Below are 12924 nucleotides of genomic sequence, written 5' to 3'. Positions count from 1 at the left end.
GGCCCCCTCTAGCGACCCCTGTGGCGGCCAGTCGGCAGGTAGGGCCAGTCCAACCCGTTGAGGCGGTAGAATCCCTCTAATGCGGCGGCGCCCTCCATGGGTTCCGCGACGCCGAGGCGGAACGCCAGGAAGCCGTCATCCGGCTTCACGCCGCGGTTCTTCTCCGCATCCAGCCAGTCATCCTGCGCGCCGTGCTGGATGCGGGTCAGCAACTGCCGGTTCAGCGCCTGCACGATCTCCCGCGCCTCGGCTGACCAGGCGCCGTATTTCGCGCCCGGCGCCACGGCGGTGATGGGAATCCGTCGAAAACCCGAACCCTCCTGCCGCCAGCAGCCCATGATGTCGTAGTCCGAGACCATCAGCAGGCCGTTGGCGCCCATCACGGCGCCGGAACTGCCGGATTTCGTGCTGGTGACGGCCGTCTTGGCCGGCAGCAGCCCGTGCAGGGATCGCGCCGCCAGGTTCGGGCAACGGAACACCAGCAGCACGGCGCGGGCGGCGCAGAGGGTGCGGATGGTCATGACATCCTGCGGGTCGAAGCCCGTCAGGCGTGCGATGCGGGTGTCCTCTGCCGTCGCGCCGGCGCGGGCGGCGGCGCCTTCGCGCTGGAAGGCCAGGTGATCCCCGATGCTGGCCGTCAACCCGCTCATGCCGCGCCTCCCTCAGGGCACGAAAGGTTTCACGGCTGCGCCGCAACCGCCAGTCGCGAAGCCGCCAGGATGGTTTCGCGCGGCTTCACCGCAGGGGCCCGGCCCCGCAGCGGTTCCAGACGCGCCCGCCATCGGCCAGCGCCATGGCGACCAGGATCTCCCCGGGCCTCGGCCCATCGGCCATGCTGACCGTGATCGTGTCGAAATGCGCGAAGCTCCAGGAATCATCCTTGTGGCCGAGCGGGATGTCGATCGGCGTGCCCGCGGCCGCGACCTTCACCGCCGATGGCACGGGGGAGGCTCCGCCGCCGATCGCGGCACGCATCGGCTTGCCGAGGCGCGGATGCACCACGGCGCCGCCATGCTCGACCTCCCCGGCCACGCCGACGATGGCGGCCTTGCCGTAGGACACGGCCGGCCCGCCGAGCATCGCCGCGAGTTCGGGCATCAGGCGGTCACCCAGCGCCGCGCCGGCTTCCCACAGCACGCCAAGGTCTTCGACCCCCTGTTGGCCGGCGAAGGGGTTGGCGATGACGGCCATGGCGACGGCGCGGATGATGGGGCGGGGCGCCTGGTGGCCCATCTCCCCGAAGACGGTTTCCCGCCAGGTGGCGATCTTGCGGATGGGGGGCATCGAATCCTCCGTCGGTTCCGGCGCCGATCCTGAAGGCTTCGCGCTCGGCATCAATCCCGCTTCTGGCCCGCATCAACGGAATGCAATGGCGCAGCGGCGCGGTCCCGCGCCAGGCTGGTCGCATGACCTACATCCTGTATGGCGACCTCGGTTCCGGCTCCGCGCCGGTGGAAATGGCGCTGGCGGAGATCGGCGCGCCGGTCGAGTTGCGCGATGTGCCGCTGGAGGGCGACCACCAGCTTCGCGCGGAGTACCGCGCCATCAACCCGATGGGCCGGCTGCCGACCCTGGTGCTGCCAGCCCATGGGACTGCTGGCACGGTGCTGACAGAGAGCCTGGCGATCCTGGTGAGCCTGGCGGATCTCCATCCCGGCACCGGGCTGCTGCCGCCCCCCGGCGATCCCGGCCGCGCCGTCGCGCTGCGCTGGATGGCGCTGCTGGCGGGCGAGTTCTACCCGCAGGTCACGCGCTGGGACTACCCCGCCCGCTTCGGCTATGCGCCCGACCAGGCGGAGGCCGCGCGCGACAACGCCCTCGCCATGGCCCGCGACGTGCTTCGCATCATCGAGGATCACGCCGGCCTCTCGCAGGATGGCCCCTTCCTGCTGGGCCCGCGCTTCTCGGTCGCCGATATCTACCTGGCGGTGCTGTCCCGCTGGATGAAGGGGCGGGACTGGGTGCCGGCCAATTTGCCGCGCATCCAGGCGCTGGCGGAGGCGGTGGCCGCGCGGCCCGCCATCGCGCCGGTCTGGGCCAGGCATCGTCTGTAAAGTTGTGGTGGGTGCCGCGTCGGCGGCGTGGTTGGCTGCGGGGCACGCCGTGTCATCCCGTAGTCGTTGACCGTCCCTGTCCAGCTCGTTAACCATTCAGAACCAGATTGGTTCCGACGGGGAACCGGTTGGCTTGCAAGGCTCACTGGTATGGCCATACTCGTAGGGACTGTTGCGAGCAACAACCTTGTCGGTACGGCCGATGCGGATACGATCACCGGGCTGGCAGGTGCCGACACATTGCGGGGCGCAGGTGGCGCCGATCATCTGGACGGCGGTGTCGGCAACGACGTGATCGTCGTGAACACCAACGACGTGGTGGCCGGGGAGCGTCTGATCGGCGGCAACGGCACCGATATCCTTTTTGCTGACAGTAGCACCAATATCTCGGCTGCGACGCAGATCATCGGCATCGAGTACTTGCTGCTCGATGCGAATATCACGGTCACGCTTTCGGCGGCGCAGGTCAGTGCCTTCGGTGGCATCCAGACCCAGGGCGCGTTCGGCTGGAATCTGCTGGCAGCCGGGAGCGGCAGCTTCGATTTCCGGACGACGACGCTGGACAGGTTGGTTGGCTTCGTGGCCTCGGCCGGGGCCGACACCATCCTGGGTGGCGCAGGCAATGAGGCCTTCTCCGGTGGTGCCGGGGCCGACAGCATCGATGCGGGCGACGGCAACGACCGCGTGGTGGTGAACACCAATGACGTCGTGGCCGGAGAGCGTCTGGCCGGCGGTGCCGGCATCGACATCCTTTATGTGGACAGCAACACCAACATCTCGACAGCGACTCAGATCGTCGGGTTCGAGTACCTGTTGCTGGATGCGAATGTCACGGCGACGGTGTCTGCCGCGCAGATCGGCGCCTTCGGCGGCATCCAGACCCAGGGTGCGTTCGGCTGGAACCTGCTTGCGGCCGGGACCGGCAGCTTCGATTTCCGGACGACGGTGCTGGACAGGTTGGTTGGCTTCGTGGCCTCGGCCGGGGCCGATACCATCCTGGGCGGCGCGGGCAATGAGGCCTTCTCCGGCGGCGCTGGGGCCGACAGCATCGATGCGGGTGACGGCAACGACCGCGTGGTGGTGAACACCAATGATGTCGTGGCCGGGGAGCGTCTGGCCGGCGGTGCCGGTATCGACATCCTTTATGTGGACAGCAACACCAACATCTCGGGCGCGACGCAGATCGTCGGGTTCGAGTACTTGTTGCTGGATGCGAATGTCACGGTGACGGTGTCCGCGGCGCAGATCGGCGCCTTCGGCAGCATCCAGAGCCAGGGTGCGTTTGGGTGGAACCTACTGGCGGCGGCCAGCGGCCGCTTCGACTTCCGGACGACGACGCTGGATGGATCGGTCGGGTTCGTGGCCACGGCGGCGGCGGACACCATCATCGGTGGCGGGGGTGACGAAGCCTTCTACGGCGGTGCCGGAGCGGACAGCATCAATGCAGGAGACGGCAACGACCGCGTCATGGTGAATACCAATGATGTGGTGGCCGGCGAACGTCTGGTCGGCGGGGCGGGTATCGACATTCTGTTCGCCGATTCGGATGTCAATATCGCCGCTGCAGCGGCAATCACGGGGTTCGAGACGCTGCTGCTGGATGCCAACGTGTCCGTGGCGCTGGCGGCATCCCAGGTCGCCGCTTTCAGGATCATCGAAGCCGAAGGCGCTTTCGGCTGGAACCTCTTCGCTGCCAATACCGGGACATTCGACTTCCGCAAGACGACGCTCGGCGGTTCGATCGGCTTCGTGGGCACAACCGGGGCGGACACGATCCGCGGCGGCGCGGGCGACGAAGCCTTCAGGGGCGGCGCCGGCGCTGACTCCATCGACGCCGGAGCCGGCAACGATACCGTCAGCCTGAACACCGCCGATGTGGTGGGCGGCGAGAGGCTGGTCGGCGGGGCGGGTATGGACGTCCTGTTCGCCGACACCGATGTGAACATCTCCGCAGCCGCGGCAATCACGGGGTTCGAGACGCTGCTGCTGGATGCCAACGTGTCCGTGGCGCTGGCGGCGTCCCAGGTCGCCGCTTTCAGGATCATCGAAGCCGAAGGAGCTTTCGGCTGGAACCTCTTCGCGGCCAACACCGGGACCTTCGATTTCCGCAAGACGATACTCGGCGGTTCGATCGGCTTCGTGGGCTCGGGCGGCGCCGATACGATCCGCGGCGGTGCCGGCGACGAAGCCTTCCTGGGTGGCGCCGGCGCTGATTCCATCGATGCCGGAGCCGGCAACGATACCGTCGCCCTGAACACCGCTGATGTGGTGGCCGGGGAACGGCTGGCGGGTGGGGCTGGGATGGACGTCCTGTTCGCCGATACCAATGTGAACATCTCCGCGGCCGCGGCAATCACGGGGTTCGAGACACTGCTGCTGGACGCCAATGTATCCGTGGCGCTGGCGACGTCGCAGGTCGCTTCCTTCAAGATCATCGACGCCGAAGGCGCTTTCGGTTGGAACCTTCTCGCGGCCAACACCGGGACCTTCGATTTCCGGAGGACGGTGCTCGACGTTTCGGTGGGCTTCGTGGGTAGCACGGGCGGAGACAGCATCCTGGGTGGTTCCGCCTCCGAACGCTTCGACGGCGGCGCCGGCGCCGATACCATCAATCCCGGGGATGGCGCCGACACCCTGCTGGGCGGCACCGGCGATGATGTCTTCGTGCTCGTGGCGGGCCAGGCCGATGGCGATCGTATCGCCGATTTTGCCGGGGCGGGAGCGGCCGGTGGCGATCGGCTGCGCTTCGAGGGCTTCGGGGCCAATGCGTCCTTCGCGCATGTCGGCGGCGGCCTCTACGAAATCAGGGTCGGTGGCGTCGCGGTAGAGACGTTCACTCTGGTCGCCGCCGGTGCCGTCGCCAACAACTCTGACGCGGTATTCGTCTAGGGAGCGGCCCGTCCGGTCGGGGGGCTGTGCCGCGCCCCCCCCCGCGGCCGGTCTGCGCGTTTTCCTTGCCCTGGCAGGCTGCGGCACGGCAGGCTCTCCCTCGGGGAAGCGACAAGGAGAAGGCGTCATGACGGGTTTCCTGACCGAGGATGACCTCGCGAAGCTGCAACCCGCGGATGAGGCGATGTTCCCCTCGCCCATCCCGACGCAGGTGATCGCCTCCGACGAATTCTGGCCCATGCCGCAGAATGACCGCCAGAAGCGGGTCGAGGCGCGGATCAAGGCCATGGCGGATGAGATCGCGCCGAAGCAGGGCATGACGCGGCGCCGCTACCTCCAGACCGCCGCCGGCATGGCGGCCGCCTTTCTCGCGATGAATGAGGAATACGGGCCGCTCTATGGCGTCTCGAAGGCCGAGGCGCAGACGCCGGGCGCAGCGGAAGCCCGCGCGGCCACACTTTCCGACCAGTTCATCATGGATGTCCACACGCATTTCCTGCGCCCGGACACGCGGCTGATGACCTTCGTGGAGGCGCGGCGGAATGTCGGCCGCGCCGGCTGGAACCCGCAGATCAGGGTCGAGGAACAGACCATCCAGAGCCTCATGGAGGCCAACTGGTTCAAGGAGATGTTCCTCGACAGCGACACCAAGGTCGCGCTGATCAGCGGAGCGCCGTCGGAGGATGAGCGCGACTGGTTCCTGACCAACGACATGAAGTTCGATGCCCGCAAGCGGGTGAATGACGCCGCGGGCACGCGGCGCGTGCTGTCCCACGGCATCTTCACCCCCGGCCAGCCCGGCTGGATGGAGGAGGTGGAGCGCTGCATCACCGAGCTCAACGTGGACAGCTTCAAGGGCTACACGGTCGGCGACAACACCAACAAGCACCTGGCGCAGCATCCCTGGCGGATGGATGACGAACGCCTGATGTACCCCTTCTACGAACGCATCCTGCGCGCGGGGAAGGGCATCGTCTGCGTCCACAAGGGGCTCTATCCGCAGCAGGTCACGCAGCGCTTTCCGCATCTGCTGCCCTTCGCCGGCGTCGATGATGTCGGCAAGGCGGCGAAGGATTGGCCGGACATCAAGTTCGTCATCTACCACTCCGCCTATCGCTGGACCGGCGGCGGCGGCGCGGGCACGGGCGTGGAGCAGTTCGCCCGCACCGGCCGCGTGGACTGGACGACGGACCTGGCGGAAATCCCGTCGAAGTTCGGCGTCACCAATGTCTATGGCGACCTCGGCCAGATCTTCGCCCAGACCACGGTGATCGAACCCGGGCTCTGCGCCGCGCTGATGGGCACGCTGATCCGAGGCCTCGGCGCCGACCATGTGGTGTGGGGCACCGACGCGGTCTGGACCGGATCGCCGCAATGGCAGATCGAGGCGCTGCGGCGGTTGGAGATTCCGGAGGCGATGCAGCGCCAGCACGGCTTCGCGCCACTCGGTGATGCGGATGGGCCGGTGAAGCGCATGATCTTCGGCGAGACCAGCGCGCGGATGTACAACTACCAGCGCCGCGCCGATCTGCGGCACGACAATGTCAGCAAGGCCAAGGCGGACTACGCGGCGCATGGCGAGGGGCGAAGCAACCTCGCCTATGGCTACGTCATCCGGAATCCGGGGCTGGAGACGATCGTCTCCTGACGCCAAGGGGGGCGGCGCACTTCACCCGCCCTCCATTCCCTGCCACCCTGCGCGGCAACCTGAGCCACGCACGGAACACCCATGGTCCACGCCCCCGAACGTCCCCCCGCCGGCGCGCCGCCCGTGCGCATCAACCTCTATTCCGATACGCAGACCAAGCCTTCCGCCGCGATGCTCGATGCCATGATGCGCGCCGAGGTCGGTGACGAGCAGCATGGCGACGACCCCACCGTGCATGCGCTGTGCGACCGCATGGCCGCGCTGATGGGCAAGGAAGCCGCGGTCTTCATGCCGTCCGGCACCATGTGCAACGTCGCCTCCACCCTGGTGCATTGCCGGCCCGGGGAGGAGATCATCGCGCATGAGACGGCGCATATCCTGACCAGCGAGGGCGGCGCCCATGCCGCGCTCGGCAGCGTGCAGATCCTGCCCTTGACCGGCCCGCGCGGCATGTACACGCCGGACCAGCTCCGCGGGGCGCTGCGCGGCAAATCCCGCCACACGCCGACGCAGCGGCTGGTCGAGGTGGAGCAGACCGCGAATACCGGCGGCGGCGCCGTCTGGGACCGCGCCGTGCTGGCGGAGATCGCGGAGATCGCCCATGGCGCCGGGCTTTCCACCCATATGGACGGCGCCCGGCTGATGAATGCCTGCGTCGCCGCCGGCATCTCCGCCGCGGAGATGACGGCCGGCTTCGACAGCGTCTGGCTCGACTTCACCAAGGGCCTGGGCGCGCCACTCGGCGCCGTGCTCTGCGGCAGTGCCGAGTTCATCGACGAGGCCTGGCGCTGGAAGCAGCGCCTCGGCGGTGCCATGCGGCAGGCCGGTGTCTGCGCCGCGGGGTGCCTCTATGCGCTCGACCACAATATCGATCGCCTGGCCGACGACCACGCCAATGCCAAGGCGCTGGCGCGGGGCCTGGCGCAGATCGAGGGCGTCCAGGTCCAGGACCCCGACACCAACCTGGTGTTCTTCACCATCGGCGGCACCGGCATGGACGCCGTGACGCTGCAACGCGCGCTTCGGATGGAAGGGATCGCCGTGTCGCTGCTCGGCGGGCGGCTGCGGGCCTGCACTCATCTCGACGTCACGGCGCCGATGATCGGGGATGCGCTGGCGGCGATCCGGGGCGCGCTGGCAGGGCGGTAACGAAATCGTGAGGATCCTTACTTAACGGTTGAGATCGGTCCGGTCGCGCGATGACCCTGCGCCCCTGCAATTCAGGGGCGTGGTGGCGTGGCAATCTTCAACCTGACGAACCGGACGGACCGGCTGCGTGGCGGCAACAATGTCGCCGACCAGTTCATCATCGACGCCGCGGATGACCTGCAGGCTGCTGATACGATCAGCGGCGGTACGGGCAGCGTCGTCGACGTGCTCACCATCTCCTTCGGCGGCACCTACGCCTTCAACCAGGCGACGGCCTCCGCCATGCTGGTGGGGATCGAGCGCATCGACATCACGGGCGGGGCCACCGCGCTCTATTTCGGGACCGGCAGCACGCTGACGAACGTGGCGGCGTTGCGCGTCACGGGCGGCGCGGGGGGCGACATCGTCGCGATGGTGCCGAACCAGGTCGCGCCGCTGGCCAGCCCCTTCGGCCTCTGGATCGAAGGCAATGGCGGGGCGGACAGCCTCTACGGGACCGATTTCGGCGATACGCTGTTCGGCGGCGACGACAATGACCTGCTCATCGGCCATGGCGGCAATGACCGTGGCGATGCCGGCGCGGGCGGTGCCGTCATGGATGGCGGCACGGGCAGCGACACGCTGGTGGGTGGTGCCGGGAATGACGGGCTGGTGGGGCGGGAGGGCCATGATTCGCTGAACGGCGCCGCTGGCGATGACTCGATGACCGGTGGCGACGGCGCCGACACCTTCGTGGGCGGAGAGGGCAACGACACCTTCCGCGGACAGGGCGATGGCCCCGATGCCGCCTATGGCGGCGCGGGCGACGACCTTCTCGAACTCGGCAACGCCGGCGGCGCGATGTCCAGCGGCGCCGGCAACAACACGCTGCGCGGCGGCGCGGGCAACGACATGGCCCTGTCGGAGGGCGGGGGCGCGGACCGCTTCGAGGATGCCGGGGCGGGCGACGATTTCTGGTTCCTGTATGGCGGGATCAGCGGCACCTGGGATGCGGGCAGCGGCAACGACCTCCTGATCTCCTACCGTGACCGGATGGTCGTGCTGGCCGGCGACGGCCACGACACGATGTTCAGCGGGGGCGCCGACAGCATGCAGGGCGGCGCCGGCAACGACCTCTATGGCGATCATGCAGCCCGGCCCGAGGTCGCCTCCGCCAGCAGCCACGACATCTTCGACGCCGGCGAAGGCGACGATTGGATGATCGACGGAGAGGGCAACGACACGATGCTCGGGGGCGCGGGCAATGATCTGATGTCCTTCACGGGGTTCATCGTGCTCTCGAACATGCCCACGCCCGTGGTCGACGGCGATATCGTGACCTTCCAGCCTTACCCTGGCGGGACAAGCTTCTTCTTCGCGTCACACGGCAATGACAGCATGGATGGCGGCAGCGGCGACGACACCTTCACCGCGTATATCGGCAACGATACGGTCGATGGTGGCATCGGGAACGACGTCATCTTCGTGGGTGTGGGCGATGACAGCGTCATCGGTGGCAGCGGCGATGATCTCGTCGAGGTCGCCGACAGCCTCGGCGGCGACACGCTGCAGGGCGGCAGCGGCATCGACCGGCTGGTGCTGCCGGGCGGCACCACGGCGCGGCTGGGCAGTGGCGGGGTCGCGGTGACCGGCTTCGAGGTGATCGACGGGACGGGCACCGCTGCGCTCCGCCTGACCATTGCCGGCCTGGGCGACATGACGGTGAACGGCGCCGCCGGCAATGATCGCGTCGATGCCCGTGGCCAGCTCAACGCCATGGCGCTGTCCGGCAACGGCGGCAACGATACCATGATCGGCGGCGCGGCGGCCGACACGGTCATGGGCAGGGAGGGGAATGACAGTCTCGCCGGCCTCAACGGCTTCGACTCCCTCGACGGCGGCGCGGGCTCCGACAGCCTCGATGGCGGCAACGGCAACGACACGCTGGAGGGCGGCGAGGGTGACGACCGCCTGGCCGGGGGCGGCGGGTGGGATGTGCTGCGGCTCGGCACCGGCAATGACACCGCGCTGGGTGGGGCGGGCGCCGACACGGTCCTCGCCACCCTGTCCGCCGTCACGGCCGCCGACCTGATCGCGGGTGGGGAGGGGGCGGACCTGCTGTCACTGACCGCAAGCGGCGGCGATGTCCTTGCCCCCGCCGCCGCCGATCGGCTTTCCGGCTTCGAGCGTCTGGCCGTGGAGCGGACCGGCGGCGAAGGCGCGGTGTTCATCACCATCGGCGATGCGATGGTGGACAGCATCGGCGTGCCGTTCCGTGTCGAGTTGTCGGGCGCGCTGCTGCATGTGGATGGCAGCAATGTCAGCGATACGGGGTTCATCGCCGCCGGTGGCGGCCAGTCCAACCTGCTCGGCGGTGGCGGCGCGGACAGCCTGAGCGCCGGCAGCGCGGGCAGCCGGATCGAGGGGCGCGAGGGGGCGGACCTGCTGGCGCTCGGCGCCGGCGCGGATACGCTCTGGGGCGGCGGCGGCGATGACGTCATCCTGGCCGGGGAAGGCGGCTTCGACGCGGACGACCTGATCGCGGGCGACGCGGGCATCGATACGCTGCGCTTCACCGGCATCGCCGGCATCGGGTTCGGTCCCGCCAGCCTGGCCCGCGTGGAGGGGATCGAGCGGATCGAACTCGCCAATGAAGCGAACGACCTGGTGCTGCGCAGCATGGACCTGCTGCGCCCGACCGGCACCATCCGCATCCTGGGAGGGTCGGAGAGCGATTTCATCGACGCCTCCGCCCGCGCGACCGCGATCCATCTGATGGGCGCGGCGGGCGATGACATCCTCTCCGCCGGCGATGGCGCGGATACGCTCGACGGCGGCACGGGCAGCGACCTGCTGCTGGGCGGCAAGGGCGCGGACCGGCTGCTGCTTGGTGACCTCGATGGCGGCGATGTCGTCGATGGCGGTGCCGGGGTCGACACCCTCGCGCTGGATATCGGCGGTCGTCGCGTGGCCGCGGGGCTGCTGTCCGGCGTGCAGGGGATCGAGGTGCTGGAACTCTCCATGCAGGGCGGGCGTGTCGCGCTGCCGGCCGGCATGCTGACGGGCAGCGAGGGGCTGGAGGTCCGGGTGCTGAGCGCCGCCGCCTCCGGCGGGGCGGTGAACGCGGCCGCCCTGGCCCGCGTCACGCTGCTGGGCGGGGAAGGGGCGGACAGCCTGCTGGGTGGCACCGGCGCCGACACCATCAATGGCGGCGCGGGCGCCGATACCCTCGCCGGTGGGCGCGGGGCCGATCAGCTCGACCTTCGCCTCGGCGGCGCGGACACGCTGCGCTATGGGGCCCCGGCCGAGGGCGGGCTGCTCAGTGGCGGCAGGACCATCGCCGCCGGCGATACGGTGATCGGCTTCGGGGGGGATGACGAGGTGGTCCTCCTGCGCAGCGGCTTCGCGGGGCTCGGCACGGGCGGCGCGCTCAATATCGTCCAGGGCTCGAGCGTGCTGCTGGGCGACGCCGTCCTGCTCGTCGATACCTTCGGCGCCATCAGCGATTTCCGCAGCCTGGCCGCCTTGAATGCCGGCTTCGGCGGGCAACTGCGGGCCAATGGCCAGACCGGCGACAGCGCCTTCATCCTGGCGCGCAACGAGGCGAGGGACAGCGCCGCGCTCTACTGGCTGCGCGACGGCAACGACAACGCGATCATCGATGCCGCGGACAGCCTGTCCCTGCTGGCCGTCTTCACAGCCGGTACGCTGCCGACCGCGGAGGATTTCCGCCTGATCTGACGGCGGGGCCCGGGGGGCGCCACGCCCCCCGGCGGGGGTGCGGGGGCAGCGCCCCCGCCAGGCGTCGCCCTACGCCGAGGCCAGCCGCGCCAGCAGCCGCGCATGGCTGCGCGTGCCCTGGTGGAAGCAGCGCATGTCGAACTTCTCGTTCGGGCTGTGCACCTGGTCATCCTCCAGCCCGAAGCCCATCAGCACGGTGTCGAGGCCGAGGACGTCCTTCAGGGAAGACACGACCGGGATCGACCCGCCGCAGCCGATCATGGCGGCGGGCTTGCCGTATTCATCGGCCAGGGCCACGCGGGCGGCGGTGACGAAGCCGCTGTCGGCCGGCACCTCGATCCCCGGGCTGGCGCTGCCGCCCTGGAAGCTGGCGGTGGCGTCGGCGGGCAGGCGGGCGTGGACGAATTGCTTGAAGGCGTCGAAGACCTTGTCGTGGTGCTGGCCGGGCACCAGGCGGAAGGTGATCTTGGCGTGCGCCTCGCTCGGGATCACGGTCTTGCTGCCGGGGCCGGTATAGCCGCCCCAGATGCCGTTGATGTCGGCTGTGGGACGTGCCCAGAGGCGCTCCAGCGCCCCGCGGCCCTTCTCCCCGACCGGGACCGAGAGCCCGATGGCGCCGAGGAAATCGTGTTCCGAGAAGCCGAGCGCCTGCCACTGCGCGCGCAATTCGGGGGAGACTTCCGGGATGCCGTCATAGAAGCCCGGCAGTTGCACGCGGCCTTCGGCATCATGCAGGTCGCCGAGGATCTTCGTGATGAGGTTGTTCGGGTTCAGCGCGCTGCCGCCATACATGCCGGAATGCAGGTCCCGGTTCGCCGCCTTGATGTCGAGCTGGACGAAGACCATGCCGCGCAGGCGGGTGGACAGCGCCGGCGTGTCGATGTCCCACATGCCCGTATCGCTGATGATGGCGACATCGGCCGCGAGCTCCGCGCTGTTCGCGGCCATGAAGGGGGCGAGGTTGGGGGAGCCGATCTCCTCCTCCCCCTCGATCACCGCGGTGATGGCGCAGGGCGGGCCGCCGGCGATGCTGTGCCAGGCGCGCATCGCCTCGATCCACATCAGCGTCTGGCCCTTGTCGTCCACCGCGCCGCGCGCGACCACGCGCTTGCCATGGGGGCCGTCCACGATCACGGGCTCGAAGGGCGGGCTGGTCCAGAGCTCCAGCGGGTCTGGCGGCTGCACGTCGTAATGGCCGTAGTAGAGCAGGTGCGGCGCCTTGGCGCCGGTCGCGGGGCCGGGGTGGTGCGCGACGACAACGGGGTGCTTCGGCGTCTGCCGCAGGGATGCGGTGAAGCCGATCGCCACCAGCTGGTCCCGCACCCATTCGGCCGCGCGGACGCAATCCGCGGCATGGTCGGGCTGGGCGCTGATGGAGGGGATGCGGAGCCATTCCACTAGGCGCCCCACGGCGGCGTCGTGGTCCGCGTCGATCGCGGCCAGCAGCTTGTCGGTCAGGTCCAT

8 protein-coding genes are annotated in these 12924 nt (G+C 69.2%); 5 read left to right on the top strand and 3 right to left on the bottom strand.

The window, feature by feature from the left end:
- Positions 1 to 8: 8 nt before the first annotated feature.
- Both BM041_RS20445 and BM041_RS20440 read right to left on the bottom strand, forming a co-directional pair.
- On the bottom strand, positions 9 to 650 hold the full coding sequence (locus BM041_RS20445) for a hypothetical protein (protein ID WP_092961754.1): 642 nt from the start codon (positions 648 to 650) through the stop codon (positions 9 to 11).
- A gap of 85 nt (positions 651 to 735) precedes the next feature.
- On the bottom strand, positions 736 to 1284 hold the full coding sequence (locus BM041_RS20440) for an amino acid synthesis family protein (RefSeq protein WP_175534056.1): 549 nt from the start codon (positions 1282 to 1284) through the stop codon (positions 736 to 738).
- 122 nt (positions 1285 to 1406) lie between these two features.
- Here BM041_RS20440 and BM041_RS20435 point away from each other — a divergent pair, with 122 nt between their 5' ends.
- From BM041_RS20435 to BM041_RS20415, 5 genes are all read left to right on the top strand, one after another.
- Complete coding sequence (locus BM041_RS20435) at positions 1407 to 2054, top strand: glutathione S-transferase family protein (protein WP_092961895.1); 648 nt, start codon at positions 1407 to 1409, stop codon at positions 2052 to 2054.
- A gap of 150 nt (positions 2055 to 2204) precedes the next feature.
- A complete protein-coding gene (locus BM041_RS20430) occupies positions 2205 to 4943 on the top strand; it encodes a beta strand repeat-containing protein (RefSeq protein ID WP_139226115.1) in 2739 nt (912 codons plus the stop codon).
- Between the two features lie 127 nt (positions 4944 to 5070).
- A complete protein-coding gene (locus BM041_RS20425; RefSeq protein ID WP_092961751.1) occupies positions 5071 to 6591 on the top strand; it encodes an amidohydrolase family protein in 1521 nt (506 codons plus the stop codon).
- An 81-nt stretch (positions 6592 to 6672) separates the two neighbouring features.
- Entirely contained in the window at positions 6673 to 7740 is a 1068-nt protein-coding gene (locus BM041_RS20420) for a threonine aldolase family protein (protein ID WP_092961750.1), read from the top strand.
- A gap of 87 nt (positions 7741 to 7827) precedes the next feature.
- Positions 7828 to 11460, top strand: a complete 3633-nt coding sequence (locus BM041_RS20415) for a beta strand repeat-containing protein (protein WP_092961749.1) — start codon at positions 7828 to 7830, stop codon at positions 11458 to 11460.
- A gap of 69 nt (positions 11461 to 11529) precedes the next feature.
- Here BM041_RS20415 and BM041_RS20410 read toward each other — a convergent pair whose 3' ends face one another.
- Positions 11530 to 12924 carry a dipeptidase gene (locus BM041_RS20410; RefSeq protein WP_092961748.1) on the bottom strand — a complete coding sequence of 465 codons (1395 nt, stop codon included), beginning with the start codon at positions 12922 to 12924 and terminating at the stop codon, positions 11530 to 11532.

Origin of the sequence: Falsiroseomonas stagni DSM 19981 (genome assembly GCF_900114315.1) — a bacterium.
Taxonomy (GTDB): domain Bacteria; phylum Pseudomonadota; class Alphaproteobacteria; order Acetobacterales; family Acetobacteraceae; genus Falsiroseomonas; species Falsiroseomonas stagni.
This window is presented reverse-complemented; position numbering and strand designations above follow the sequence as displayed.